Here is a 25,713-nt window from a genome sequence, read left to right on the forward strand (position 1 = left end):
CGCCGTGGCCGTCTTGCCGGAACCGCGCCCGTACCCGTTCGAGCCGTTCGCCGGCGAGCTGTCGCCGGAGCTGATCGGCATGGTGGAGACCGACCCGGTGAGCCGGGTGCTGCTGCCCGACGGGGAGCCCGCCTGGCTCGTGCTGGACTACGCCGGGTGCGTCAAGGTGCTGGCCGACCCGCGGTTCAGCCGGGTCCTGCACCCGCCGCCGCCGGACCGGCCGCCGCTGCGCGACCTCAACCAGGACGGCGCGGCCCACGCGGCGGTGCGCCGGGTGGGCAACCGCGCGTTCGGCGGTCGCCGCATGGCGCACTACCGGCCGCGGGTGCGGGCCCTGGTGGACGAACTGGTGGACGCCATGATCGCCGGACCGCGGCCGGCCGACCTGATCGGCGGCCTCGTCGCGCCCCTGCCGCTGCTGGTGATCTGCGAGGTGATCGGCGTCCCGGCCACCGACCGCGAGCGGTTCCACGGCTGGCTCGCGGGCCTGAACTCCGTGGTGGACTACAACTCCGCGGACGCCGCGAGGTCGCTGTGGGCCTACCTGGCGGAGCAGCTGGCCGCCAAGCGGGCCGAGCCCGGCGACGACCTGCTGTCGGTGTGGCTGGACGGCGACGACCACGGCCTGTCCGACGAGGAGATCATCATGCTGGCCATGGGGTTGCTGCGCGGCGGCCTGGAGGTGGGTTCGACGGCCGCGGGCGTGCGGGTCCTGTTCCAGCACCCCGAGCAGTTGGCGGAGCTGGTGCGGTCGCCGGAGAAGGTAGCCGCCGCGGTGGACGAGATCCTGCGGTACACCGCGGTCAGCAGCATGTTCCGCGTGCAGGTCGTCACCGACGACGTGACCGTCGGCGACGTCGCGATGAGCGCCGGGGACCGCGTCATGGCCGTACCCTGGGCGGCCAACCGCGACCCCCGGGTCTTCGACGACCCCAACGCGTTCGACATCGACCGCGTGGCCCGGACGGCGCACCTGGCCTTCGGCTACGGGCCGCACTTCTGCCTGGGCACCGCACTGGCCCGGATGGAGGTGGAGCTGTCCATCGCGACGCTGCTGCGCCGCCTGCCCGGGCTCGCGCCCGCGATCCCGGTCGGGGAGCTGCGGTGGCGCCACGACCGGATCAACGGGGGCATCGAGGAGTTCCCGGTGGTGTGGCGGGACGATCAGTAGCTCTCCACCGCGTTCACCCGGTCGGGCCAGTACCGCTCGCCCGGCGCGGGCTGGTAGTGCTCCCAGCGCGGCGGGTTGCCCGTCGGCACGTCACCCAGCACCGTGATGCGCTGGCCGCGACGGCGTTCGCGGTAGTCGTTGACGGCGTAGTGCTGCGTCACGCGGTTGTCCCACATGGCCACGTCGCCGGGCTGCCAGCGGAAGCGGCAGGTGAACTGCGGGCTCTCGGAGAACCGGAACAGGTACTCCAGCAGGGCGTCGCTCTCGTTGCGGGACAGCTGGGGGATGTGCGAGGTGAACAGGCGGTTGACGTAGAGGGAGCGGCGGCCGGTCTCCGGGTGCACCCGCACCACCGGGTGCTCGGCGCGGCTGGAGAACTCGGTGCCCACGCGGATGGTGTGGATCGCGGTCAGGCCGTCCACCAGGTCGCGCAGCGGGGCCGACAGCGCCTCGTACACCAGGTGCTGGTTGGTCCACATGGTGTCGCCGCCGTGCGGCGGCAGCTCGATCAGGTGCAGCACCGACGCGATCGGCGGGCTCTCGTGGAAGGTCATGTCCGTGTGCCACACGTCGACCTTCGCGCCGTCCTCCGAGTCGATGACGACGATCTCCGGGTGACCCTCCAGCCGCGGCAGGTACGGGTGCAGCTCCACCTCGCCGAAGCGCCGCCCGAAGGCGATGTGCGCCTCCGGGGTCAGGTCCCGCTGACCGCGCAGGAAGACCACCTGGTGACGCAGCAGCCGGTCGCGGATCAGGTCGAACTGCTCGTCGGTCAACGTGTTCAGGTCGATGCCGCTGATCTCCGCGCCGAGGGCGCCGGACACCAACCGGATCTCCGGGGCGGTCACACTCGTCATCGGGCCATTCTGTGGCACGCGGGGGAGTTGGTCCACGGGTTGACTGCGGTGACGGGGTTCGGGACGCTGCGCCGATGGCGCCCGAGAACGCAGGGGAGCGGTTGGACGCGCTCACCGACCTGGTCACCCCGATGGCCGTGCGCACGGCGGTCACGCTCCGCGTGCCCGACCTGATCGCCTCCGGTGTCTCGGACCTGACCGCGCTGGCGCGGAGCTGCGGCGCCGACCGGGACGCGTTGGGCCGCTTGTTGCGCCACCTGGTCCACCGCGAGGTGTTCGCGGAGGTCTCCCCGGACGTGTTCGCGTTGACCGGGTTGGGCGAACTGCTCCGCGACCGCGGCGACACCGGCTACGGCACGAGGTTCGATCTGGACGGCTTCCCGGCGCGGATGGACCTGGCCGCGTTGGGCCTTCCGCACGCCGTGCGCACCGGCGGACCGGGCTACGCGTCGGTGCACGGCCGCGACTTCTGGAGCGACCTGGACGCGATCCCGGAGTACCGCGCGCACTTCGACCGGTTGATGGCCGGCCTCCAGGCGGTGACCGCGCCGCAGGTGGCCGAGCTCTACCCGTGGTCGGAGGTGGGGCTGGTGGCCGACGTCGGCGGCGGGTCGGGCGCGCTGCTGGCCGAACTGCTGGCGGTGCACGGGCATCTGCGCGGGATGCTGGTGGACCGGGCCGAGCCGGTGGCCTCGGCGGTGGCGCGGTTCGCCGGGAACGGCCTGGCCGAACGGGCCGTGGCGGTCGAGGGCGACTTCTTCCAGCCGCTGCCGCCGGGCGCGGACGTCTACGTCGTCTCCCGCGTGCTGACCGACTGGGACGACGCCTCGGCCGCGACGATCCTGGGCCGTTGCGCCGAAGCCGCCGGCCCGGACGGACGCGTGCTCGTGGTCGAGGTGCTGCCCACCGAGCCGCACGTGCCGCACCTGTCGCCGTTCGACCTGCGGATGCTGGTGGAGGTGGGCGGCCGGGAACGGGACCGCGCGGCGCACGACGCGCTCGCCGCGTCGGTCGGGCTGGCGCCGGCGCGGTCGTTCGCGGGCTCGGATGGCTTGGCGCTCCTGGAGTTCCGGGCGGCGTTGCGCTGATCGCACCCTTGCCGGGGAATTCCACGCGGCCTACCGTCACGCTGAGCGCCGAACCTGTCGCCTGCCGAAGGGCGGACGCGCATGACCGTTTCCGACTCACCGCAGCATCGGACTCTCCTCGACGGTCTGACCCGGAGCGAGTCGGGACGGCTCCTGCGGGAGGAGTTGCGCCGCCGCTGGCCCGAGACGACCGAGGAACTGGCTTCCATGGCCAGGTTCGCCCTGGTGCCGGCCGGGAAGCTGCTGCGCCCGCTGATGGCGCTGCACGCCGCGCAGGCGGTCGGCGGCGACCCGCTGCGCGTCACCGCGGCCGTGCTCGCGCTGGAGTACGTCCACACCGCGACGCTCGTGCACGACGACATCATCGACGGCGACGCGCTGCGCCGCGGGCGGCCGTCGGTGCACGCCGCCTACGGGGTCCCGAACGCCATCGTCACGGGCGACGGCCTGATCTTCGACGCCTTCCAGTCTCTTGTGGACGAACCGTGGGCGGCCTCGCCCGCGCGCGTGGTGGCGGTGGTCGGCGAGCTGGCCGAGGCCGGCCGCGACGTGTGCCGCGGCCAGGTGCTGGAGTCGCGCCTCGTCGGCGACCCGGAGGAGGGCGCGCGCTGGTACGAGGAGATGGCGCGGCTCAAGACCGGCGCGCTGTTCCGGGCCGCCTGCCACATCGGCGCGACGCTGGGCGGCGCGGGCGCCGAAACCGGCGCGATGCTGGCCTCCTACGGCGAGCACGTCGGCATCGCCTTCCAGATCCGCGACGACCTGCTGGCCTTCGTCGCCACGCCCGAGCAGACCGGCAAGCCCGGCGACAGCGACCTGCTCAACGGACGGCCCACGCTGCCGGTGCTGCTGGCCCACGAGGCCGCCGACGAGGCCGACCGGCGCGAGCTGCGGGACGTCCTGGGCCGCCGCGCGGCCCGGGAGGGCGACGTGCGGTGGGTCCGGGACCTGGTGGCGGCGTCCGGCGCGGTGGAGCGCGCGCACCGGCGGATGGCGTCGCACGTGGAGCTGGCACTGGCCGGGCTCGCGGCGCTGTCGCCGTCCCCGCACGCGACGGCGCTGGCCGACATCGCGCGCTGGACCACGAGCCGGGCGGTGAGCGCACCGCCGGACGGCCGGGGGTGAGGGCGTTGGGCGTCGGCGCGGCGGTCCGGGCGCACGTGGAGACGTGGCGCCCCTACACGCTCTGGTACGTCGGGCTGGTCGGGCTCGGCGGCGCGGTCCTGGCCGGTGCGTCCGGGCACCCGTGGCGGCTGCTCGCGGCGTGGGCCGCGCCCACCGCGGGCTGGTTGGGCGGGCACTACCTGGGCGACTACTTCGACCGGGACCTGGACGCCATCGGGAAACCGCACCGACCGATCCCGTCGGGGCGGTTGAGCCCCGGCGTCGCCCGGGCGTGCGGCGTGCTGTGCATGCTGGTGGTGGCGGCGATCGCCGTCCTGGGCGGGTGGTCGACGCTGCTGGCCGCCGCGCTCGGGGTGTTCGGGATCGTCGCCTACAGCCGGTGGGCCAAGGCGCGCGGCATCGCGGGCAACCTGGTGCGCGGCGCGCTCGGCGCGATCGCCCTGGTGTACGGGGTGTGCGTGGCCGGGACGTGGCCGGCGGCGGGGATCGCCGCGGTGGTGGTGCTGGCGGCGGTGTTCTGGCTGCACGACACGACGTCGAACCTGGTCGGCACGCTGCGCGACGTGGACGGCGACCGCGCGGGCGGCTACGACACGCTGCCGGTGCGCCGCGGTGTGCCGTTCGCGGTGTGGACGGTCCTCGCGCTGTACCTGGCGGTGCTCGGCGCGGCGGTGGCGGGCGGGCTGCTGGCCGCGATCGGCGACCGCACGGCGTACCTGGTGACGCTGGCCGTCGTGGCCGCGCTGGGCGTGCCGGCGCTGGCGCCCCTGGTCCGGCGGCGGGCGGCCGTGCCGGTGGTCGTCGCGCTGCGGAGCCACGAAGTGCTGGTGGTCGAACGGCTCGTGCTCGCCTCGGCGACGGTCGGCCTCGGCCTGGGCGTCGGCTGGCAACTGGGGCTGGTCCTGCCGCTGGCCGCGCTGACATGGTGGACGCAGTCGGTGATGCGGAGCCGGCACGAACTGGGCGGGCACGAACCGGGCAGGCAAGAACTGCGCAGGCCCACACCGGGCACGTCCCGGCCGGCCGAGGTCGGCCCGCGCGACCTGATCCCGTTGGAGGACAAGACATGACAGTCGGGTCGCGGGTGGACGTCGCGAAGGCGGTGGAGCGCGGCGCGGAGGCGTTGCTGGCCCGGCAGCGCCCGGACGGCGCGTTCACCGACGACCCGCCCGCCTCCGTGCTGGGCACCGCGGGCACGATCACGGCGCTGCACGCCGCCGACCCGGTGGCCCACGCCGACCTGGTCTCGGCCGGCGCGGCGTGGCTGCGCGACCGGCAGCGCGGGGACGGTGGCTGGGGCGGGGTGGACGGCGCGCCCAGCGAGGTCGTGCCCACCGCCATCGCCACCGCCGCCCTGCGCGTCGTCTCCCCGGACCGCAGCGCGGCGGCCGTGACCGCCGGGCGTGCCGCGCTGGCCGCGCTGGGCGGCGTGGACGCGGTGACCGACCGCGCGGTGGCGCTGATGTGCCGCCAGTTCCTGGCGCTGGCCGGGCTGACCACCGAGGCGGGGTCACTGCGGCGGCTGCCACTGGAGGTCGTGCTGGCCGACAAGCTCCGGCGGCGGCTGATCTCGTTCCGCACGACGCCGTTCGTCGGCCTGGCGCTGGCCCAGGACGGCCTGCTGCCCACCGGGCCGGTGCGCCGGTTCACCCTGCGCCTGGCCCGTCCGGCGGCGCTGCGGCTGGTCCGCGCGGTGTACGAGCACGAGGGCCGCACCGGGGCGCTCAGCGAGGACCCGTGGCCGGCCGCCCTGGTGCTGCTCGGGCTGGCCCGCTCCGGCGAGGCGCCCGACATCGCCGCCGCCGTCGCGAGTTGGCTGCGCGCCGCGGTCCGGCCCGAGGGCGCGTGGGACGCGGTGGCCAACCTCGACCTGACCCGCACCGGCTACGCCACCACCGGCCTGGTCGCCGCCGGGTACGCCGCGGACCCCCGGCTGCGCGCGGCCCGCGACTTCCTGCACGCCGCCCGCACCACCGAGCCGTTCGCGGTCCTGGACGTCCCGGCGGGCGGCTGGAGCTTCTCCACCCGGCGCGGCTGGCCGGTGACCCTGGAGTCGGCCGAGATCCTCAGCGCGCTGGCCGGGCTGCCCGGCGCCGCCGACGACGCCCACCTGCGCGGCGGGCTGGAGTGGCTGACCGGCCGGCAGGACACGCGCGGCTCGTGGAGCCTGTGGGTGCGCGACACCAGGCTCGCCAACGACGGGCCGTGCCCGGCGATCACCAGCCAGGCCGTCCAGGCCCTGCTCGACGCGGGCCGCCCCGCCGACGACCCGGCCGTCGCCTCCGCCGCGGCGTGGCTGCTCACCGCGCAGAACCCGGACGGCACGTTCGAGAACCTGTGGTACCGCGACCACACGTCCGGGACCGCCGTGGTGGTCGGGGCGCTGGCGCGGGCCGGGCACGGCGGGCACGAGGTCGTGCGCAAGGCGGTGGACTGGCTGCTGCGCACCCGGCTGCCCGACGGCTCGTGGGGCCCGGGCGACGGGACGGAGGGCTCGGTCGAGGAGACGTCCTGGGCGGTCCAGGCGCTGCTGGCGGCGGGAACCGGCGCGGACGCGGTCGACCGGGGCGCGGCCTGGCTGGTGGACGCCGCCGGACCCGACGGCCGGTGGGAGCCCACGAGGGTGTGCAACTACATCCGCCACCACGTGCGCTACGCCAACGGCGTGGTCACGCAGGCCGTGGCGCTCAAGGCGCTGGGCGAGTACCGGGCCGCCGCCCGATGACGCTCCCGGAGGCCGTCGACGTCGTGGTGTCCGGCGCGGGCGCCGCCGGGCTGGCCGCCGCGCGGGCGCTGGGCGGCACCGGCCTGCGGGTGCTGGTGCTGGACCGCAGGCCCACCCCCGCGCCGACGGCCAAGGGCGAGATCCTCCAGCCCGGCGCGGTCCGGGTGCTGGACGACTGGGGCGCGCTGGACGACTTGAGGGCCGCCGACGCGCGCCCGGTCGACCGGTTGGCCATCCGCGACGGCGACGGCTCCGCGCTGCTGGCCGTCGAGTACGCGACCCTGCCCGGCCCGCACCGGCAGGTGCTGTGCGCGGCCTACGAGGACCTGTGCGCGGCGATCACGCGCTCGCTGCCCGACACCGTGCGGGTCGTCCGCGGCGTGCGCGTGGACGGCGTGCTGCGCGAGGGCGGGCGGGTCGCGGGCGTGGCGGTCGCCGGCGGCGGGGTCCGCGCGCGGGTGGTCGTGGCGGCCGACGGCATGTCCTCGGTGCTGCGCAGGGACGCCGGGATCACCGTCGACCGGGACGAGTACCCGCACCGGCTGCTGGCCTTCGACGTGGCCGACGCCGACGTGCCCGCCGAGGTGACGGCCTACCGCACCGCGCGCGGCCTGCGCCTGGTCTACCCGCTGCCCGGCCGCCGCTGCCGGCTCTACGCCCAGGTCACGCCGGACGAGTTCCGCTCCACCGGGACGGCCGACCTGGGCCGCTGGGTCGACGGCGTGCTCGCCGAGGTGCCCGCGCTCGCCCCGCTGGCCCCCGCGCTGAGGGCGAGCCTGCACCGCCGGCAGCTCTTCGGCGTCTCCCGGCTGCGGGCGGGACGGCTGGCCGTGCCGGGCCTCGCGCTGGTCGGCGAGGCCGCGCACGCCGTGCACCCGATGGCCGCGCAGGGCGTCAACAGCTCGCTGGCCGACGCCGAGGCGCTGGCCGGGGCGCTGGCCGGGGCGCCGGCCGGGCGGCACGCGGCGGACGAGGCGCTGGCGGCCTACGAGGCGGCCCGGCGGCCGAGCCTCGACCACATCGCGACGGTCAGCCACAACGCGGCCCGCATGATCACCGCGCTGTCCGGTGCGCCCCGGCTGCTGGGCGCCCGGATGATGCGCCGCACCGCGGCCAACCCCCGGCTGCTGCGCCGCACCGCGGGCAACCTGTCCGGTACGGACGTCCGGCCGCTGACGTTCGTCGACCGGCTCCACCAGCTGGGCGTGCTCGCCGACCGGCGCGCCCACGACCCGCACGCGGCCGACCCGAGGGGAAGCGAGGTCCGATGACCGCCGTCGACGCCGACCGGCTGCACGACCTGTCCATGAACGAGACGCCCCACCCGCCGCTGCCCGCGCTGCGGCAGGTGGTCGCCGACGGGGCGGCGCTGCTCAACCGCTACCCCGACCGGCTGGCCGGCGCGCTCACCGCCGGGCTGGCCCGGCACCTGGGCGTCGCCCCGGAGGCGGTGCTCGTCGGACCGGGGTCGGCGGGGCTGCTGCAACACCTGGTGCAGTCGTTCGGGCCGAAGCCGGAGGTCGTGCACGCGGCGCTGTCGTTCGAGGGCTACCCCCTGATCGTCGCCAACGCGGGCGCTCGGGGCGTGCCCGTGCCGATGGACGGCCACCGGCACGACCTGCGCGCGATGGCCGACGCCGTCACCGACGCGACCCGGTGCGTGCTGGTATGCAACCCCAACAACCCCACCGGCTCCGCGCTGGGCCGCGCCGAGCTGGAGGAGTTCCTCGGCCGGGTGCCCGCCGACGTGCCGGTGGTGATCGACGAGGCCTACCGGCACTTCGCCACCGACCCGGGCTTCCCCGACGCGCTGGACCTGTACCGCGACCACCCGAACGTCTGCGTGCTGCGCACGTTCTCCAAGGCCTACGGCCTGGCCGCGCTGCGCGTCGGCTACGCGGTGCTGCCCGCGGACCGGGTGATGGCCGCGCGGATGACCGGCATGGTGTTCTTCGCCAACTCCCTGGGCCAGGCCGCCGCGCTGCGCGCCCTCGACCCGGACGTCACCGAGGAGCTGGCACGGCGGTGCGCCGACGTGGCCGCGCAGCGCGCCCGGCTCCTCGCCGGGCTGCGCGACGCCGGGTACACCGCGCCCGACAGCGAGGCCAACTTCGTGTGGCTGCCGCTGGGGGAGGGCAGCGCCGCCTTCACCGCCGACGCGCGGGCCGCGGGCATCCTGGTGGCGTGCCTGGACGGGCGGGGCGTGCGGGTCACCGTCGGCACGGCCGAGGCCAACGACCGGTTCCTGGCCTTCGCGCGCTCCCGGAGGTGAGCGCCGCGCCGGGGGCCGACGCGGCGCGCGTCCCTACCAGCCCGCCTTGATGGTGGACACGATGTGCCCGCGGTCCTCCTCGGTCAGCCACCAGCCGACCGGGATGGACACCATCCGCGTGCTCACGCTGTCCAGGCCGGGCAGCAGCGCCGCGTACTCGCGCACCGTCGTGTAGACGTCGTTGCGCTCGTGCACCTGGCTGGCCATGATGCCCGCCTCCTCCAGGCGGCGCATGAACCCGTCGCGGTCGTCCACCTTGATCGTGTAGATCCAGAACGACGACTCGCGGTCGGGCGCGCGTTCGGTCAGCTCCAGGCCCGGCACGTCGGCCAGCTCGGCGTCGAAGTAGGCGGCGTTGCGCCGGTGCTTGGCCAGGTTCTCGTCCACGTGGTCCAGGTTGGCCATGCCGATGCTGGCGTTGATGTCGTTCATGTGGAACTTGAAGCCGAACTCGGGGATGTCGTTGAGGAACGAGAACCGCGCGTTGGTCTCGCGGTCGATGCCGTACCACCGCAGCAGCCGGGCCCGGCGGGCCAGCTCCTTGTCCGGCAGCACGACCAGGCCGCCGTCACCGGCGGTCAGGTGCTTGATGGCCTGGAAGCTGAACACCGAGATGTTGCCGTGGTTGCCCAGGTGCCTGCCGTCGAACGTGGCGCCCCAGGCGTGCGCGCAGTCCTCGATCACCACCGGTCGCACGCCGTGCACCTTCTCCGCCTGGTCCAGCACCTCGGCCAGCCGCCGCAGGTCCACCGGGTACCCGGCCCAGTGCACGACGATGATCGCCCTGGTCCGCGGGGTGATCTTGCGGGCCAGGTCGTCCAGGTCCATGTTGAGGTTGGCGGGGTCGACGTCCACCCAGCGCAGGCGCAGGCCGTTGGCCAGCACCGGCCAGTTGGTGGCGCTGCACGTCATCGGCGTGGTCAGCACTTCGCCGCCCTCGCCGCCCACGCCGCCGGTCACCAGGTGCAGGGCCAGGTGCAGGCCCGAGGTGGCGCTGTTGACGGTGGCGAGCTTCGGGTTGCCGATCCTGGCGGCCAGGGCGGACTCGAACTCGTCCACCTTGGGGCCCTGCCCGATGAAGCCGCTGGTCAGGACCTTCTCGACGAGGGCCGGCGCGGCACCGGACATCGCGACCTTGAACAGGGGGATCATGCGTGCTCCTTCGTCGTGCGGCCGGTTCCCGGTCAGCGCGCCCCCGATCCCGCCCCGGGTCGACCTGCCGGCACACCTCGCGCGTGGTCCCGCGGGACGTCCGGTGGGAACGCGGACAGCCGGCGTGTGCACCGACACCGCGTTGAACGCGGTCACAGTCCGGATCACACCACGCGTCCTGGTGCACGTCAATGCACGTCACTCGTCCTATCGATCCATTGTGGACAGAAGACGGCGCGGTGTGGCCGGGAGGTCCTGCGCCCACTGGTCGGTCCGGACGCGACGGTGCACCCCACCGGGGTACGCGCCTGCCGCCGTTGCGCCGAGACGGGCACGGCGGTGCCCGTCGAGCCCGCGCCCGGCATCGCTCCCACCGGTCACCCGGTCACAGCGGAGCACCGAAGCGGAGATCGCGTGGCGGTGCGACCGCCCCGCGATCCCGCGCGGGCGAACCGCGGGCACCGGACACGCCCAGGCACGCGGACACCTCCCCGCGGCGGCACGTGCCCGCGTCCGAAAGCGTGATTGTCGTTGCGCCACAGGTAACCTAGCCTCAGCGGATGGTCACCCGCCCAACGCTGCCGGCAGCCGGTCCCGCGGTGCCCGACCGGGCCGCCGGCGGCGAGCGGGAGCTGGTCATCGAGGCGAGCGGTTTGCGCAAGACCTATCGCAAGCGCGGGCGCGACGCCAAGGCCGTGGAAGCGGTGCGGGACGTGCACTTCGCCGTGCGCGCGGGGGAGATCTTCGGGTTCCTCGGGCCCAACGGCGCGGGCAAGTCGACCACGCTGCGGATGCTGGCCACCCTGCTCCGCCCGGACGGCGGCAGCGCCCGCATCGGCGGCGTGGACCTGGTGCGCTCACCCGCGCGCGTCCGCGACGTGATCGGGTTCGTCGCGCAGTCCAGCGGCACCTACGACGACGCCTCGGCGCGGCAGGAGCTGGTCACCCAGGCCCGGATGCACGGTCGGGGCAAGGCCGAGGCCGAACGGCTGGCCGCCGCGGCGATCGCGACCTTCGACCTCGAGGAGTTCGCCGACCGCCGCGTCCGCACCTACTCCGGCGGGCAGCGCCGGCGGCTGGACTTCGCGCTGGGGGTGATCCACGAGCCGTCGGTGATGTTCCTGGACGAGCCGACCGCGGGCCTGGACCCGCCCAGCCGGGCGCGCATGTGGCGCGAGGTGCGGCGGCTGCGCGACAGCGGCATGACCGTCTTCCTCACCACGCACTACCTCGACGAGGCGGACTCGCTGTGCGACCGGATCTCCATCATCGACCGGGGCCTGATCGTCGCCGAGGGGACCCCCTCGGACCTCAAGCGGGAGATCTCGGGCGACGTCGTCACGGTCGACCTGGCCCCCTCGTCGTCGGGGCGGCCCGACGACGAGGAGCTGCGCCGCGCCGCCGACGTGCTGACCCCGCAGCCGTACGTGCGCGGGGTGGAGGCGGTCGACACGGCCCTGCGCCTGTACGTGGACGGCGCGGCCACCGCCATCCCGCTGATCGCGGCCGCGCTGCTGCGCGTCGGGGTCGAGCCGAGGGCCGTCGAGGCGCGCAGGCCGAGCCTGGACGACGTGTTCCTGGCCAAGACCGGCCGCACCCTGGACGACTGAAGGGCGGTCGGCGTGAAAGTGCTCCGCGACACCTGGCTGATCTTCACCTTCGAGACCAGGATCATGGCGCGCAACCCCACCGTGGTCGCGCTGACGCTGGCCCAGCCGATCGCGTTCCTGGTGCTGTTCGCGCCGTTCCTCAAGGTGGCGATGGCGGGCCGGGGCGTGGAGAGCTACGGCGACGCCTACGCCGTGTACGTGCCGGGCCTGTTCGTGTCGATGGGCCTGCTCGGCGGGCTGTACGCGGGCTACGGCCTGCTGAGCGCCCTGCGCGCCGGCATCATCGACCGCTGCCGGGTCACCCCGATCAGCCGCACCGGCCTGCTGCTGGGCAGGGCGCTGATGCACGTGGCGCTGCTGGAGTTCCAGGCGGCGGTGATCACGATCGCCGCCCTGCCGTTCGGGTTGCGGGTGAACCTGCTGGACCTGGTGGTGTCCTACACCCTGCTGTCGCTGGTGATCCTGCTCAGCATCTCCATCTCTTACGCGATCGCACTGCTGGTACGCAACGAGAACAGCCTGGGCGTGCTGATCAACACCGTGGGCCAACCGGTGTCACTGCTCGCCGGCGTCCTCATCCCGCTGACCCTGGCACCGCTGTGGGTGCAGACCGTGGCGCTGTGGAACCCGTTCGCGTGGGCCACCGACGCCCTGCGCGCCCTGTTCACGGGCCACTTCACCGCCCCCGCGGTCTGGCAGGGCGGCCTCGTCATGCTGACCGCCTGCGGCCTGGCCGTGGGCTGGTCCATCCGCCTGTTCAACCGCGAGGTCTCGTGACCTCTGCCACCGGAGTCGACGACTTCCACGAGCCTGGCTACGGCAGCCACGCGACCTCCCATCCCGCCTCGGCGACACCGGCTTCCAGGTCCTCGAAGGTGGCGAACCAGTAGTCCGCCACGAAAGTCAGGCCGCCCTCTTCTTCCTCGTAGAAGACGGCGATCACCGAATCGCTCTCGTCCAACGTGGCGATCAGCAGTTGACCACTGTGGGGGCCCGACGTGACCCGGGCTTCTCGCCGGTCAGGTCGCAAGGCGCTGCCCTCGGCACGTGATACGGCTCGATCGCGGACTGCGTTCGCTTCCGTGGCGATGTGGGGTGCGGCAAACCCACAGGGCTGCCGAGAGATCACGCATCGAACACCTTCCCCCTGATGGCTCTTCCCCGACTTCACCGCGGCGGTGGCTCGCGTGCCGGGTGTCCCGCGTCCGGATAGCCCGATCACCCGCCTGCGGGAACCCGCCCGGGCCGCCCGGTCGGCACGAGGGCCCCAGCCGACCCACGTCCCCTCGTTCGTGATGCAAGCCTTGGTGCGCTCGTTGGTGCGCCGGTCCAGCACCACGAACCTCGACCGCACCCCGTCCCACCGGGCGAACACCGGGAACAGGGCGGACGCGTGCTCCCGGTAGACCACCACCACCTCGTTCACCACCTGGTCCGTGTTCGTCCTCAGGATCACGCCGTGCTCCAGGGCGTTCGTCCGGCGGGTGGCGATGTCGATCTCGTCGGCGCGCACCTCGGCCCTGTCACCGGGCCGCCGGACGCGGCCGGAGTGCCCGTAGCGGACCAGCGGTTCGCCGTCGCGGACCTCGTTCACGTTGAGCAGGTAGGTGTGCATGTCGGTGGCCTGCGCCATCCGCAGCCGGGTGAACCTGTTGCGCATCCGGCGCACCTGCTCCCGGTCGGCCTCGGTGACCGGCGTGAGCGACTGGATGGCGTTGAAGATCTGGGCGTCCCGCTCGGTGGGCACCGGCATGAACACCACGGTGGCGTCCTCGTACGGCTTGAGCTGGGTGTGGACCGACATCGGGGTGCGGCTGCCGTCCAGCAGGGAGGCGCTGAGGTCGTGCAGGCCCAGCTCGTTCTTCCGGTTGGCCCCGGTCGCCGGGTCGTGGAAGTTCGCCGGCTGCATCCGCTTGCGCACCCCGTCCAGGGTGCGGTCGAGCACGATCTCCCGGTCCCACGAGCGGTCGCGGCGGTGGTGGGCGTTGCGGATGCCGAACCGGCCGCCCAGGATGCTGTTGGAGTTGACCTGCCGCGCGGTCATCCGGTTCGCGGAGAACGCCGTCGCCCAGGTCTCCGCGGCCTCGGCCGCCTTCACCGCGCGCCACCACGTGTCGATCCGGTCGCGTCGGCCGTCCCAGGTGTCACCGGTGCCGCCGAGTGCCTCCAAGCCCTGCCCGAGCAGCCGCTCCTCGGTCCTGGCCAACTCCTCGCGACGGGCCTGCAACGCCAGGCGGAGCTGCTCGGCCCGCACCGGGTCGCGCCGCTCGGCCAACTCCTGCTCCAGCTTGGGGATGTCGGACTTGCCGATGTCCCTGCCGCGACCGAGCAGGGCGATGACCCGTTCCAGCTCCTCCACGGCCAGGTCGGAGGTCCACTCCTTGTACTGCTCGACCATCATCCCGGTCTTGGGGTTGTACTCCTGGTCCCCACTGGTGATCAGGGCCAGCAGCTCGTCCAGGTCCTCTTTCCTGACGTTCGTCTTCCACGTCGTCCCGATCTTCACCTGGCACCTCCGCGGCGGTTCGTCCCCACGAAGGGCCTTCGTCCCGACGGGTGCGGGCGTTACCTCCACCGGACGCCCGGACCGCCGGCGCCGCGGAACCGGGTGGTGGTCGCCCGGCCGGCCGATTGACGGCGGTCCAGACCATCGGCAGGCTTAATGGGAGCGCTCTCACGTTCGCGGTTCCGGTCGACCACGGAGGAAGCAGGCGCATGCGACGACTGCTCGCCCTCGCCTCGGCGGTGCTCACCGCCGTCGGGCTGCTCACCACCCCGGCCGCGGCGGTCGCGACCAAGAAGGGCGTGAGCGCCAACAACCACCCGGGCGTGACCGCCGCGCTGGCCGACGTGCGGGCCGGCTGGTACTACACTTGGGCCTCCGACACGCAGGGCGTCACCACCCCCGCCGGCGTCGAGTTCGTGCCGATGATCTGGGGCGCCGGCGCGGTGAACGACACCGAGTTGAACCGGGCCAGGTCGCTCGGCTCGACCCTGCTCGGGTTCAACGAGCCGGACATGGCCGGGCAGGCGAACCTGACCGTCGAGCAGGCGTTGTCGCTGTGGCCGCGGCTGCAGGCCACCGGGATGCGGCTCGGCGCGCCCGCCGTCGCGTTCGGCGGCGACCGGGCGGGCGGTTGGCTGGACCGGTTCCTGAGCGGCGCCGCCGCCCGCGGGTACCGGGTCGACTTCATCCCGCTGCACTGGTACGGCAGCGACTTCTCGACCGCCGCCACCGGGCATCTGCAGGGCTACGTGCAGGCGGTGCACGACCGCTACCGCAAGCCGATCTGGGTCACCGAGTACGGCCTGATCGACTTCACCGGCTCGCAACCGCGGTACCCGGACCAGGCGCAGCAGTCCGACTTCGCCCGGCGCTCCGGCGCGATGCTGAACGGCCTGTCGTTCGTGGAGCGGTTCGCGTGGTTCTCGCTCTCCACCCGCACCACCCCCACCGGCCTCTACGACGGGACCACGCCCAACGCCACCGGCGTGGCCTACCGATCCGTCCCCTGAACCCTTGCCCGGAGGAGCGATGCGCAGGGTCCTGGCCGTCGCGTTCGCGCTGGTCGCCGCGTTCGCCGTGGTCGCACCGGTGTCCGCCGCCGCCGACCACACGGTCACCTTCGTCAACCGGTCCGGTCGCGCGGTGTGGATCGGCAGCACGGTGAACGCCGACGGCTCGCGTGCCCTGACCGGCCTGCCCGCGTTGCAGAACGGTCAGTCGGCGACCGTCACCATCCCGGAGTCGGTCACGCCGAACCACTGGCGCGGCAAGTTCTTCGCCCGCCAGGACTGCACCGGCACGCCCGGCAGCACGTTCCACTGCCGCGTCGGCGACTGCGGCCCGCTGGCGGACCGCTGCACCACCGGCGAGCAGCCGGCGAGCCTGGCGGAGTTCAACTTCGACCGCGGCGACTGGCTCGCGCCCTGGTACGACGTCAGCTACGTCAACGCGTTCTCGCTGCCGATCACCATCGAGGCCCGTGACGGCGTGACCCCGCCGGGCTCCACCGAGTGCACCGCGGTCGGCTGCCCGGAGGACCTGCTGCCGTACTGCCCGGCGGAGAACCTGACCCGGTGGGCCGACGGCAGGCCGATGCTGTGCACCAACCCGAACCGCGACGCCCGGACCGCCTACAGCGACGCCCTGTCGTCGCGCTGCCCGAAGGCGTACGCGTGGTCGCGCCACGACACCGAGCCGGGCAACCAGGTCGTCCGCCAGTGCCGCCAGTGCACCGGCTTCACGGTGACCTTCCACCCGGTCGCCTGAGCTCGGACCGGGGAGATCACGGGAAGCACCGTCGAGCCGGTGCCCGGCGGATGCGACGTGGGTGCGGTAGGCTGGCGGAGTCGAGGGTTTTCCGAGCGCATCGATTCAGCGGTGTGTCACCTTTATGGCATGTCGGTCGTGCGCGAATTCCGGAGGTCCTCGCCGTAAGGCGAGGTACGGCGATCTCTCCTCGTCCAGCAGCGTGGCCAGGAGGAACCAGGCCGTCACCGCGGTGGTCACCAGTGGTCGCGGTGTGGTTCTGATGCGTCGTACCTCGTCGCGCCGAGGTCTTTCCCTTGTCGGCGCGGCCGAAGAGCGGTCAACCATTCGTGGGACAACTCTCGCCCGCACGGCTCGCGTTTCGTCGTGCCCGCTGATGCGGTGATCCTCGGACCCACGGTGCGGTGAAAATCCGTGCCCCGGGTTTCCCCTTTGGGCGGTTTCTGGTTGCGTGGACCGCGTCGTCCTCCCGGAGGTGTCGTGCGCCGGTCCGCAGCCAAGGTCGCGCTGGCGGTGCTGTTCGCCTCCGCGGTGGTCGGGGTCGCGCCCCCCGCGGTCCACCCGGTGTCGGCGGGTTTGGCGCCGACACCCCCGATGGGGTGGAACACGTGGAACCGGTTCGGTTGCGACATAGGGGAGCGGATGGTCCGCGAGACCGCGGACGCGATGGTCGAGTCCGGCATGCGCGACGCCGGCTACACCTACCTCAACCTGGACGACTGCTGGATGGCGCGCGACCGGGACGAGCAGGGCAGGCTGGTGCCGGACCCGGTGAAGTTCCCCCGCGGGCTCGCGCCGGTGGCCGACTACGTGCACGAGCGCGGGTTGAAGTTCGGCGTGTACGCCGACGCGGGGTCGAAGACGTGCGCCGGTTATCCCGGCAGCCTGGGGCACGAGCAGGTCGACGCGCGCGGGTTCGCCGAGTGGGGCGTCGACTTCCTCAAGTACGACAACTGCAACAACGACGGCAGCCCCGCGGCCGAGCGGTACGCGAAGATGGGGCGCGCGTTGCGCGAGTCGGGCAGGCAGGTCGTGTTCGGCATCTGCGAGTGGGGGCACGAGCGCCCGTGGGAGGGCTGGGGCCGCAAGGCGGGCGGGCACCTATGGCGCACGGCCCGCGACATCACCGACTCCTGGGCCGGTTGGACGGCCCTGCTGGACCTCCAGGTGGGGTTGGAGCAGCACTCCGGGCCGAACGGCTGGAACGACCCGGACATGCTGGAGGTCGGCAACGGCGGCATGGCCGAGCACGAGGACCGGGCGCACTTCACGATGTGGGCCCTGCTGAACGCGCCGCTGATCGCGGGCAACGACCTGCGGGTGATGAGCCCCGGGACCAAGGCCATCCTGCTGGACCGCGACCTCATCGCCGTCGACCAGGACTGGGGCGGGAAGCAGGGGTACCGGCTGCGCGACGACGGCGAGCAGGAGGTGTGGACGAAGCCGATGTCGGACGGGTCGGCCGTGGTGGTGCTGTTCAACCGGGGGCTTTCGGACCGCGAGATGGGCATCACCGTCGACGCCGTCGGTCTGCCGTCCGCGGCGGAGTACCGGGTGTTCGACCTGTGGACCAAGCAGCCGAGCACGACCACCGACGAGTTGCGCGCCCGCGTGCCGGCGCACTCCGTCGTGGCCTACCGCGTCTGGCTGACGTGAGCGGATAGTCCCTGGAATTACCGGGAAATCACCCGCAAGAGTGCCGTCGGGTTCGTCGTGTGGGAGGCCCTGCGATTCCCCGGTAGCGTCGTCCTCGATTCGCCCCCGGACGAGGAAAATGATCAAAAATGACCTTCGGAATTGCGAGGAAACTGCTCACCCTGGCTGCCTCGATCGCGCTCTGCGGTTCCCTGATCGGCTTCGCGGGCACCGCGTCGGCCCAGAGCGGCGTCACGATCCGCAATGGCGGCAACGCCCGTTGCCTGGACGCCGACCTGGGCACCATCGGCACCGACGGGACGAAGGTGCAGCTCTGGGAATGCCACGGCGACGACAACCAGTTGTGGACCTTCGAGCCCCACGGCTTGATCCGCAACAACCAGAGCGGGCGGTGCCTGGACGCCGAGCTGGCCGGCACCCCGCACAACGGCACGAAGGTCCAGTTGTGGACCTGCCACGGCGACGAGAACCAGGTCTGGGATTACGACGCCGATCGCCAGGTGCTGGTCAACTACTTGAGCGGGCGCTGCCTGCAGGCCGATCCGGGCACGGCCAACGGCACCGGCGTCAGCCTCCGGGACTGCCAGGACCGGGCCGACCAGCGGTGGTCCTTCCAGGCGCCCTGAGGGGCCCGGGTGGGCACCGGCGAGGAACCCGCGCGGGCGCGTCCAGGACCCGCGCGGGTCAGTCGGCCGGTGGCCGCGGCGGCACGTGGCGCTGCCCGTGCTCGCCGACCAGGCCGTGGCGGGTGAGTTCCCAGTGGTGGCGCTTGCCGGGGCGCAGCAGTTGGACCAGCGCTTTGTAGGCGGCGGCGCTCATCAGCGCCCAGTACAGCGGGACGGTGAGCATGGTCGGCACGGCGCGGTGGAGGTCGCGTTGCATGCAGCCGGCCATGACCTGGTAGAGCACGGCGAGGTTGCCCGCGAGCATGGCGGCCGTGCCCGCGTAGAGCGCCGCCGGCGTGAACAGCGGTTCGATCGGTTCGGGACCGGCGACGAGGTACGCGCACGTCAGCGCCCAGAACAGCGGGTTGACCAGCGTGGTGACGGTGGTGAAGCCGAACGTGAGCTGGAAGGCGGCGAAACCCCGGGGACCCAGGTCCCGGAGCAGCCGCCAGGGGTTGCGCATGTGCACCAGCCAGGTCTGGAGGTAGCCCTTGATCCAGCGGCTGCGCTGGCGCACCCAGTTGCCCAGTTCGCTGTTGGCCTCCTCGTGGGTGACCGAGTCGAAGATCCGCACCTCCCAGCCCCGGCGGGCGATGCGCACGCCCAGGTCCGCGTCCTCGGTGACGTTGTGGGGGTCCCACCCGCCGAGCGCGCGCAGGGCGTCGACCCGGAAGTGGTTGGACGTGCCGCCCAGCGGGATGGGCAGCCGGAAGCGGTCGAGCCCGCGCAGCGCCAGGGCGAAGGTCACGGCGTACTCGGCGGCGAAGTGGCGGGTCAGCCAGTTCGTCCAGGGGTTCCAGTAGGCCAGCTCGGCCTGCACGCACACCACCCGGTCTGGTTGGGCGTCGAGCGCCGCGGCCGCCTTGCGCAGCTGGTCGGCCTCGGGTTGGTCCTCCGCGTCGTAGATGACGCACAGCTCGCCGGTGGCGCGGGCCAGGCCGGCGTTGCACGCGTTCGGCTTGGTGCGCGGTCCGCCCTCGGGCACGAGCACCACCTCGAACTCCGGCGGCAGCTCGATGCGGTCCAGCGCCGCACGGGTGACCTCGTCGTCCTGCTCGACGAGCAGCAGCACCTGGAGCCGCTCCGCGGGGTAGTCGAGCCGGTGGACGGTCTCGACCAGCTTCGGCAGCATCACCGCCTCGCGGTGCACGGGCAGGAGCACCGTGTACGGCGGCAGGTCCTGGTCGGCGGTCCGGTCGTCGTCCCGCGCCCTGATGATGCGCGCGCCGGGGCCCGCGATCACCAGCAGGCACCGGAAGGAGATCAGCGCCACGTAGCCGGCCGTGACACCGGCGACCGCCGCCCGCACCCACCACAGGGGACTCGGTGCGGCGGTGGTCACGAGACCCGCCACGATCGCGCCCGCCAGGGCGGCGGTCGTCGCCACCACAGCGACCTGCTGCCCGCGGCTGAGCAGCCTGCGCGCGCTGAACCGCTCGGGGAGGGCCGGGTGGTGCGGGGAGGCGGTCGTCATGCGCTGCGCCGGGTCGGGCGCGGGACCCGGAGCGGAATCGGGCGCGGGACCTGGTCCGGGCGGTTCACGACGACCTCCTCGCCGGGGCGGGTGACCGCGACCCGGTCCGTGGTCGCGGCCGGAAGACGACCTTGCGGTACAGGACGTAGTTGCACACCAGGGCGAGCGCCAGACCCGCCAGCTTGGGGACCGTGACCGCGGTCAGGGTGGTCGGACCGGTGACCAGGTCGCCGGTCGTGGCGATGACGAGTGGCTGGACGAGCCACGGCCCCGGCGCGGTGCAGAGCACGAACAGCGGGACCTGCACGCGCAGCGCCCCCGACCCGGCGCGGAAGGTGAACGACCTGTTGAGCACGAAGCTCACCGCCATGCCCGCCGAGGTGGAGACGAGGTTCGCCGCGAACGCCGGGGTGCCGGCCAGCACGAGCCCGGTGTACCCGACCACGTCCACGAGGGTGTTCACGACGCCGACCGCCCCGAAGCGCAGGCTCGTGCCGGTGCCCGGCCTCACCGGTTCGACACCCGGTCTCCCGGCTGCGCGGACCGGTCGGGCGCGGCCTGCGCCGGGACCCGCGGTTCGCCGGCCGTGCGCACGGACGAGACGGTGTAGAGCGGTCGCCCCTGCGCCTCGGTGTAGGTGCGGCCGATGTAGCTGCCCAGCACCCCCTGCATGGTGATCTGGACACCGCTGAGGAAGAACAGCGCGATGGAGGTGAAGGCCCACCCGGGCACCGCCGTCTCCGGCGCCAGGACCTTCACCCCGACCGCGTACACGATCCCCAGGAAGCTCAACAGGGAGATCCCGTAACCGAGCCTGCTGATCATCTTCAGGGGGGCGGCGGAGAAGCCGAGGATGCCGTCGGCCGCCAACCGCACCATCTTGCCCAGGGAGTAGCCCGTGGTGCCGGCGTGCCGCTCGTCCCGGTCGAACAGCACCCCGGTCTGGCGGAAGCCGATGTAGCTGACCAGGCCGCGGAGGAACCGGTCGCGCTCGCGGAACCGGCGCAGCTCCTCGACCACCTTGCGGTCCAGCAGCCTGAAGTCGCCGGTGTCGGGCGGGATGTCGACCGAGGCGATCCTGCGCAGGAGCCAGTAGAACGCGCTCGCGGTGAGCTTCTTGAACGGCGAGTCCCGGCGCGAGCGCCGTTGGGCGTACACGACCTCGTAGCCCTGCCGCCACTTCGCGATCAGGTCCAGGCTCACCCGCGGCGGGTCCTGCAGGTCGCTGTCCATGACGATCACGGCGTCGGCGTCGGCGAGGTCCAGGCCCGCCGTGACCGCCGCCTGGTGGCCGAAGTTGCGCGCCAGCTCGATCACGGTGACCCGGTCGTCGGCGTCGGCCAGCGCCTGCAACCGGCTCGCGGAGTCGTCCTCGCTGCCGTCGTCGACGTAGATGAACGTGAAGCGGTAGCGGTCGGCGAGGTCCCGCGTGACCCGGCACACCGTGGCGTGCAGCAGCTCGACGTTCTCCGCCTCGTTGTACACCGGGAAGACGTACGCGATGGAGCGCCGCTCGTCCCGTTGCCCGCCTCGGCTCACGGTGCCACCGACCCTTCCTTACTCGGGAACCGCCCGTGGGGTGGGCTGATCCGGCGCGGGGAGGTCCACGCGCCGGTAGAAGACGTGGTGGTCGTCGGCGTAGGCCGGTTTGTACGGGAAGTGCATCAGAGGGCTGTCGTGCAGGCGCCGCCACACCTCGTCCTCGCCGCCGGGGGTGCGCCGCATGTGGATCCAGCGGACCCCTCGTCCGACGGGGTCGCCGAGGGCCTCCTCCCACTGGCGGAAGCTGCCCTCGTAGACGATCAGCGCCGTGGGCACCCGGGAGTCGAAGCCGACGGTCTCGTTGCTCCACGACTGCATCAGCACCCGGCCGCCGTCGTAGTGCTCGCGCAACCAGGTGGCGGCCTGTGCGTTGGCGCGCTCCGCGGCGCTCGCGCGGAAGACCTCCGCTTCCCGCGCCGTGACCGGTGCGGAGAGGAAGAGCTGGCCGCAGCCCACCAGCACCACCACCGCGGGCAGGAGCCGGAACGGCGCTCGACCCGGCGCCGCGACGAGGTAGGCGGTGAACACCGCCGCAGGCAGCACCATGACGAGCGCGAACCGGACGTTGTAGAGGTCACCGCCGATCTCGGGGACGTGCAGCGGGCGTTGGCCGGAGTACAGCGCGCAGACGAAGAACGGCAGGAACACCAGCAGGGGCAGCGGCGCCAGGGCCGCGTCCCGCAGCCTGGTCCGCCACGCGAAGCACCCCAGCCCGACCACGCCCGACACCGCCACGACCGGCCCGAGGACGTGGACCGCGGCGTACCCGTAGGTCCGCAGCGACGTGCTCCAGTCGCCGACCGCGCGCTCCGCCTCGCCGACCCACAGCGCGGGCTTGGCGAACTCGCCCCGCACGAACTGCAGCGGGTCGCCGAAGATGGCGGCGTTCCACATCGCCCAGCCGACGGCGCCGCTGACCGCCAGGCAGCCGAAGAAGACCAGGTCGGCCCGCACGAGGACCAGGGGGTCCGGCGTGCCCCTCGACCGCTGCCACGAGCGCACCGCGACGACGACCGCCACCGCCGCCAGGAACACCCAGCCCTCGTAGCGCACCAACGTCGAGCAGAACACGGCGAGGGCGGTCGCCAGCAGGTGCCGGTAGTCGCCCTGCCGGCACCAGCGCAGCAGGTGCCAGGTCGCCGCGGCCAGGCACGCCAACAGCAGCGCCTCGGTCATCGGCGTGCTCTGCAGGTACAGGACGTTGGGGTTCGCGCAGAACACCAGCACCGCCACCACCGCGCCCGCGCGACGCCCGGTCAGCGCCAGCGCGATCCGGTACAGCCACCCCGCCGCGGCCACGTAGGCGCCCATGGACACCGCGCTCGGCAGCACGCCCGCGTGGGACCAGGACTCGGTCACGACCAGCGGCAGGGTCAGCACGTGCGGCAGCGGCAGCCAGACCCCGCCGAGCTGCGCGGCCCCGGGCGTCGAGGCGTCGAGGACCCGGCGGCTGATCAGCAGGTGCGACACCGCGTCCGGGTACGCCAGCGTCGTCCCGCTCGCGGCCACCGCGGCGCAGGCCCCGACCGACAGCACCACCGCCGCCGCCAGCACCGCCCACAACAGCGGGTCGCGTGGCGGGACGGCACCGCGGACCAGGCTCTTCCGGACGCCCGGCACGCTCACCGCCGACCCACCGCCGTCCCGCCCGGGCAGGTCCCGGACCAGGATCCTCGCGTCACGTCGGCGCAGCTCGTCCAGCAGGTCCCCGCGCGAACCGGCGGCCCGCGCGGTCAGGTCTAGGTCGGTGAGCGTCCGCCGGTCGACGAGGTGGTGGGCCGGGTCCTGCCGGAGCCGGCCGGTGCGCGACGCGACCGGCAGCACGACCGCCCGCAGCCAGGACCTCCCGCGACGCGTGTCGAGGTGGTCGCGCCAGTACGCGACCACGAGGTCGGCCCGTTCCGCCCGCGCCGTCGCCAGCATGGGTGGCAGTTGCGCCGCCGGGATGCGGCCGTCGGTCAGGAAGATCCGCCGGTGGTCGGTCTCCGCCAGGGCCACCGCCAACCCCGTGCGCGGCGACTCGTGCCCGCCCTCGCCGGTCCCGCGGCGGACCGCCCGCACCCGGTCCGGGTAGCGGTCCGCCAACCCGGCGGCGACGTCGCCGGCGGCGGGAGGGCTGTCGTCCGCGAGCACGAGCAGCACGCAGTGCCGTTCACCGACCCGGTCCAACGTGGACAGCAGGTCGTCCACCGCGACCGCCAGGTCGCCCTGGTCCCGCCGCACGGACACGACCACGGTGACGCCCTCGGCGGCGCGCGGCGCGGGAGGACCGGGGCGGGGCATCTGGGCAAGTCACCTCTCGTGGGGAAGACCGACTCGTCGCGGTACGGCGGACGCGACCGGGTCGCGACCACCCGACGGCCCCCTTCCGCGACCGATCATGGGTGCGGTGCCCCACTGCCGCAAACGGAACCGACGGGCTGGGCACCTCTTGCACCCGTGCAGGTGACGAACGTGTGCTGAAGTGTGAGACGCGCGAGGACGCGCTGGGCAGGGCGCCGGCCGACCCGACCCGCTCCGACGTGTCCGACCACTGTCCTGCCTGCGCGGCCGCGGCCTGGTCGCGGCGACCTACGAGGGTCGCCAGGTCCGCTACGCGCCGGCCGACGCCCACCTCCGCTCCGACGGCGGCCGGGAACGGCTGCGGGGACGGCTGTGGGGACGGCTGCGCGGACGCCTGCCGCGCACCCGGGACCGGTGGACCGCCGAGGCCGGAACCGCGACGGCGCGCGGTGCTGACCCGCCGGGTGCGGCTGCTGGTCGCCGCGACGATCACCTACAACGTGGTCGAGGCGATCGTGGCGATCACCGCCGGGGCGATCGCCTCCTCCGCCGCCCTGATCGGCTTCGGCCTGGACCGGTCATCGAGGTCGCCTCGGCCGCCGCGGTGGCCTGGCAGTTCTCCGGCGGGGACCCGCGGTCCCGCGAGCGGGCGGCGTTGGAGGTCATCGCGGTGTCGTTCCTCGCGCTGGCCGGCTACGTCACCGTCGAGTCCGTGCGCGCCCTGCTCGGCACCGCCGACGCCGACCACTCCACCGCCGGCATCGCCCTGGCGGCCGTGTCCCTGGTCGTCATGCCGTTCCTGTCGGCCGCGCAGCGCCGCGCCGGGCGCGAACCGGGCTCGGCCGCCGCCCTCGTGATCGCCGCCGTCGCGGTCGGGGAGGGCCGCGAGGCCCGGCGCGGCGAACACTGCTGCCGACCGCCGCCGGAACCCGGGCACGTCCCCGTCCCGATGTGATGGGTGTCCTCTTCGGACAGAGGCGCCCTACCGGTCCTCCGCCCGGTTCCGGAGGACCGCGTGCGTGCTCAGCAGCACCCGGTAGGCCAGCAGCAGGATGATGTGCAGCAGGTACAGCCACAGGCCCAGGGCGCCCACCGCGCCCACCGGCGTCAGACCGGCGAACGGGAACGCCCAGTCCACCGGGATGGCCAGGAACAGCAGGAAGCCGTGCAGGAACCCGGTCAGCACCGCGCCGGCGCCGAAGCCGCCGGCGACGGCCAGCCCGCGCGGCAGCAGGTTCGGGCCGGTGGTGAGGAACACCAGGCACAGCGCCACCGACAGGGCGATCCAGTCCACGTGGAACGACACCACGACGCCCCACACCGCCGACCAGCCGCCCGCCCGGTAGTCCGGCGCGACCGACGGTGCGAGCGCGAGCGGCGCGGCGACCAGCAGGGGCGCGGCCAGCAGCACCGGGACGAAGCCGATCCGGCCCAGCCACCCGGTCTTCGCGCCGGACGGCTCGCCCGCGATCTGCAGCAGGCCGCGCCGCAGCCCTTCGCCGTACAGGCTGGCGGGCAGCAGGGTGGACAGCAGCACGGGCCAGGACGCGCCCAGCGCGGCGTCGGCCAGCGTCCGCAGCGCCGGTCCCGGCCGCTGCGCGTCGGGCAGCGCCTCACCCAGCAGCCGTGCCCCCTCGGTGATCAGGTCGGGTCCGAACAGGACGGCGGCACCGCGCAACGCCAGCAGCAGCACGGGCACCACCGCCAGCGCCGCGAAGAAGCTGATCCCGGCCGCCCACAGCGCCAGGTCGCGTCCGCGCAGGGCCATGAGGGCGTGCCGCAGCACGGCACGGACCGTTCGCATGGTGCCGTGTACCCCG

General features: G+C 73.6%; 21 protein-coding genes and 2 pseudogenes. 15 read left to right on the forward strand and 8 right to left on the reverse strand.

What is annotated here, in order from left to right:
* Positions 1–4: 4 nt before the first annotated feature.
* Positions 5–1,171 (forward strand): cytochrome P450, encoded by a 1,167-nt coding sequence (locus ACIGNX_RS29660; RefSeq protein ID WP_396544117.1) that lies wholly within the window; start codon positions 5–7, stop codon positions 1,169–1,171.
* On the opposite strand, the gene ACIGNX_RS29665 is transcribed toward ACIGNX_RS29660, so the two are convergent.
* Positions 1,165–2,028, reverse strand: a complete 864-nt coding sequence (locus ACIGNX_RS29665; protein ID WP_396544118.1) for a TauD/TfdA dioxygenase family protein — start codon at positions 2,026–2,028, stop codon at positions 1,165–1,167. The genes ACIGNX_RS29660 and ACIGNX_RS29665 overlap by 7 nt on opposite strands.
* A gap of 74 nt (positions 2,029–2,102) precedes the next feature.
* On the opposite strand from ACIGNX_RS29665, the gene ACIGNX_RS29670 reads away from it, so the two are divergent.
* The 6 genes from ACIGNX_RS29670 (at position 2,103) to ACIGNX_RS29695 (ending at position 9,238) form a co-directional block, all read left to right on the forward strand.
* Positions 2,103–3,116 carry a methyltransferase gene (locus ACIGNX_RS29670; RefSeq protein ID WP_396544119.1) on the forward strand — a complete coding sequence of 338 codons (1,014 nt, stop codon included), beginning with the start codon at positions 2,103–2,105 and terminating at the stop codon, positions 3,114–3,116.
* A 207-nt stretch (positions 3,117–3,323) separates the two neighbouring features.
* Positions 3,324–4,241, forward strand: a complete 918-nt coding sequence (locus ACIGNX_RS29675) for a polyprenyl synthetase family protein (RefSeq protein WP_396544120.1) — start codon at positions 3,324–3,326, stop codon at positions 4,239–4,241.
* Entirely contained in the window at positions 4,238–5,311 is a 1,074-nt protein-coding gene (locus tag ACIGNX_RS29680; protein ID WP_396544121.1) for a UbiA family prenyltransferase, read from the forward strand. Before ACIGNX_RS29675 ends, ACIGNX_RS29680 begins: the two co-directional genes overlap by 4 nt.
* The gene (locus ACIGNX_RS29685) at positions 5,308–6,966 is read left to right on the forward strand and encodes a prenyltransferase/squalene oxidase repeat-containing protein (RefSeq protein WP_396544122.1); all 1,659 of its coding nucleotides are present in this window, start codon (positions 5,308–5,310) and stop codon (positions 6,964–6,966) included. The genes ACIGNX_RS29680 and ACIGNX_RS29685 overlap by 4 nt, the downstream gene beginning before the upstream one ends.
* Positions 6,963–8,237, forward strand: a complete 1,275-nt coding sequence (locus ACIGNX_RS29690) for an FAD-dependent monooxygenase (RefSeq protein ID WP_396544123.1) — start codon at positions 6,963–6,965, stop codon at positions 8,235–8,237. Before ACIGNX_RS29685 ends, ACIGNX_RS29690 begins: the two co-directional genes overlap by 4 nt.
* Positions 8,234–9,238, forward strand: a complete 1,005-nt coding sequence (locus ACIGNX_RS29695) for a histidinol-phosphate transaminase (protein WP_396544124.1) — start codon at positions 8,234–8,236, stop codon at positions 9,236–9,238. The genes ACIGNX_RS29690 and ACIGNX_RS29695 overlap by 4 nt, the downstream gene beginning before the upstream one ends.
* 33 nt (positions 9,239–9,271) lie before the next feature.
* Here the strand turns inward: ACIGNX_RS29695 and ACIGNX_RS29700 are convergent, their stop codons facing one another.
* Positions 9,272–10,390, reverse strand: a complete 1,119-nt coding sequence (locus ACIGNX_RS29700) for a DegT/DnrJ/EryC1/StrS family aminotransferase (protein ID WP_396544125.1) — start codon at positions 10,388–10,390, stop codon at positions 9,272–9,274.
* 560 nt (positions 10,391–10,950) lie between these two features.
* Here ACIGNX_RS29700 and ACIGNX_RS29705 point away from each other — a divergent pair.
* On the forward strand, positions 10,951–12,000 hold the full coding sequence (locus ACIGNX_RS29705; protein WP_396544126.1) for an ATP-binding cassette domain-containing protein: 1,050 nt from the start codon (positions 10,951–10,953) through the stop codon (positions 11,998–12,000).
* Positions 12,001–12,012: 12 nt separating this feature from the next.
* Positions 12,013–12,777, forward strand: coding sequence for an ABC transporter permease (locus ACIGNX_RS29710; protein ID WP_396544127.1), 765 nt, complete (start codon positions 12,013–12,015; stop codon positions 12,775–12,777).
* Between the two features lie 37 nt (positions 12,778–12,814).
* Here ACIGNX_RS29710 and ACIGNX_RS29715 read toward each other — a convergent pair whose 3' ends face one another.
* On the reverse strand, positions 12,815–14,506 hold the full coding sequence (locus ACIGNX_RS29715) for a hypothetical protein (protein ID WP_396544128.1): 1,692 nt from the start codon (positions 14,504–14,506) through the stop codon (positions 12,815–12,817).
* 209 nt (positions 14,507–14,715) lie between these two features.
* On the opposite strand from ACIGNX_RS29715, the gene ACIGNX_RS29720 reads away from it, so the two are divergent.
* The 4 genes from ACIGNX_RS29720 to ACIGNX_RS29735 all read left to right on the forward strand — a co-directional run bounded on the left by ACIGNX_RS29720 (position 14,716) and on the right by ACIGNX_RS29735 (position 18,555).
* A complete protein-coding gene (locus ACIGNX_RS29720) occupies positions 14,716–15,516 on the forward strand; it encodes a glycoside hydrolase family protein (RefSeq protein WP_396544129.1) in 801 nt (266 codons plus the stop codon).
* A gap of 19 nt (positions 15,517–15,535) precedes the next feature.
* Positions 15,536–16,273 carry a thaumatin family protein gene (locus ACIGNX_RS29725; RefSeq protein ID WP_396544130.1) on the forward strand — a complete coding sequence of 246 codons (738 nt, stop codon included), beginning with the start codon at positions 15,536–15,538 and terminating at the stop codon, positions 16,271–16,273.
* Between the two features lie 480 nt (positions 16,274–16,753).
* Positions 16,754–17,929, forward strand: coding sequence for a glycoside hydrolase family 27 protein (locus ACIGNX_RS29730; RefSeq protein ID WP_396544131.1), 1,176 nt, complete (start codon positions 16,754–16,756; stop codon positions 17,927–17,929).
* Positions 17,930–18,057: 128 nt separating this feature from the next.
* Entirely contained in the window at positions 18,058–18,555 is a 498-nt protein-coding gene (locus tag ACIGNX_RS29735) for an RICIN domain-containing protein (RefSeq protein WP_396544132.1), read from the forward strand.
* 58 nt (positions 18,556–18,613) lie between these two features.
* On the opposite strand, the gene ACIGNX_RS29740 is transcribed toward ACIGNX_RS29735, so the two are convergent.
* The 4 genes from ACIGNX_RS29740 to ACIGNX_RS29755 form a co-directional block, all read right to left on the reverse strand.
* On the reverse strand, positions 18,614–20,068 hold the full coding sequence (locus ACIGNX_RS29740) for a glycosyltransferase family 2 protein (protein WP_396544133.1): 1,455 nt from the start codon (positions 20,066–20,068) through the stop codon (positions 18,614–18,616).
* A gap of 64 nt (positions 20,069–20,132) precedes the next feature.
* Entirely contained in the window at positions 20,133–20,579 is a 447-nt protein-coding gene (locus ACIGNX_RS29745) for a GtrA family protein (protein WP_396544134.1), read from the reverse strand.
* Positions 20,576–21,607, reverse strand: a complete 1,032-nt coding sequence (locus tag ACIGNX_RS29750; RefSeq protein ID WP_396544135.1) for a glycosyltransferase family 2 protein — start codon at positions 21,605–21,607, stop codon at positions 20,576–20,578. The genes ACIGNX_RS29745 and ACIGNX_RS29750 overlap by 4 nt, the downstream gene beginning before the upstream one ends.
* Before the next feature lie 18 nt (positions 21,608–21,625).
* Entirely contained in the window at positions 21,626–23,893 is a 2,268-nt protein-coding gene (locus ACIGNX_RS29755) for a glycosyltransferase family 39 protein (RefSeq protein WP_396544136.1), read from the reverse strand.
* A 173-nt stretch (positions 23,894–24,066) separates the two neighbouring features.
* On the opposite strand from ACIGNX_RS29755, the pseudogene ACIGNX_RS29760 reads away from it, so the two are divergent.
* Together ACIGNX_RS29760 and ACIGNX_RS29765 are read left to right on the forward strand one after the other, a co-directional pair.
* A pseudogene (locus ACIGNX_RS29760) lies at positions 24,067–24,227 on the forward strand (transcriptional regulator); the annotation flags it as partial.
* Positions 24,228–24,264: 37 nt separating this feature from the next.
* A pseudogene (locus ACIGNX_RS29765) lies at positions 24,265–24,848 on the forward strand (cobalt transporter); the annotation flags it as partial.
* Between the two features lie 27 nt (positions 24,849–24,875).
* On the opposite strand, the gene ACIGNX_RS29770 reads toward ACIGNX_RS29765, so the two are convergent.
* Positions 24,876–25,697, reverse strand: coding sequence for a YhjD/YihY/BrkB family envelope integrity protein (locus tag ACIGNX_RS29770; protein WP_396544137.1), 822 nt, complete (start codon positions 25,695–25,697; stop codon positions 24,876–24,878).
* Positions 25,698–25,713 lie beyond the last annotated feature (16 nt).

This window comes from Actinosynnema sp. NPDC053489 (assembly GCF_044544865.1).
GTDB lineage: Bacteria > Actinomycetota > Actinomycetes > Mycobacteriales > Pseudonocardiaceae > Actinosynnema.

Coding starts and splice junctions, on each gene's coding strand:
- ACIGNX_RS29665 (WP_396544118.1), bottom strand. CDS start 2,028: ATGACGAGTGTGACCGCCCCGGAGATCCGGTTGGTGTCCGGCGCCCTC.
- ACIGNX_RS29670 (WP_396544119.1), top strand. CDS start 2,103: ATGGCGCCCGAGAACGCAGGGGAGCGGTTGGACGCGCTCACCGACCTG.
- ACIGNX_RS29675 (WP_396544120.1), top strand. CDS start 3,324: ATGGCCAGGTTCGCCCTGGTGCCGGCCGGGAAGCTGCTGCGCCCGCTG.
- ACIGNX_RS29685 (WP_396544122.1), top strand. CDS start 5,308: ATGACAGTCGGGTCGCGGGTGGACGTCGCGAAGGCGGTGGAGCGCGGC.
- ACIGNX_RS29690 (WP_396544123.1), top strand. CDS start 6,963: ATGACGCTCCCGGAGGCCGTCGACGTCGTGGTGTCCGGCGCGGGCGCC.
- ACIGNX_RS29695 (WP_396544124.1), top strand. CDS start 8,234: ATGACCGCCGTCGACGCCGACCGGCTGCACGACCTGTCCATGAACGAG.
- ACIGNX_RS29700 (WP_396544125.1), bottom strand. CDS start 10,390: ATGATCCCCCTGTTCAAGGTCGCGATGTCCGGTGCCGCGCCGGCCCTC.
- ACIGNX_RS29705 (WP_396544126.1), top strand. CDS start 10,951: ATGGTCACCCGCCCAACGCTGCCGGCAGCCGGTCCCGCGGTGCCCGAC.
- ACIGNX_RS29720 (WP_396544129.1), top strand. CDS start 14,716: ATGCGACGACTGCTCGCCCTCGCCTCGGCGGTGCTCACCGCCGTCGGG.
- ACIGNX_RS29725 (WP_396544130.1), top strand. CDS start 15,536: ATGCGCAGGGTCCTGGCCGTCGCGTTCGCGCTGGTCGCCGCGTTCGCC.
- ACIGNX_RS29735 (WP_396544132.1), top strand. CDS start 18,058: ATGACCTTCGGAATTGCGAGGAAACTGCTCACCCTGGCTGCCTCGATC.
- ACIGNX_RS29740 (WP_396544133.1), bottom strand. CDS start 20,068: ATGACGACCGCCTCCCCGCACCACCCGGCCCTCCCCGAGCGGTTCAGC.
- ACIGNX_RS29755 (WP_396544136.1), bottom strand. CDS start 23,893: ATGCCCCGCCCCGGTCCTCCCGCGCCGCGCGCCGCCGAGGGCGTCACC.
- ACIGNX_RS29770 (WP_396544137.1), bottom strand. CDS start 25,697: ATGCGAACGGTCCGTGCCGTGCTGCGGCACGCCCTCATGGCCCTGCGC.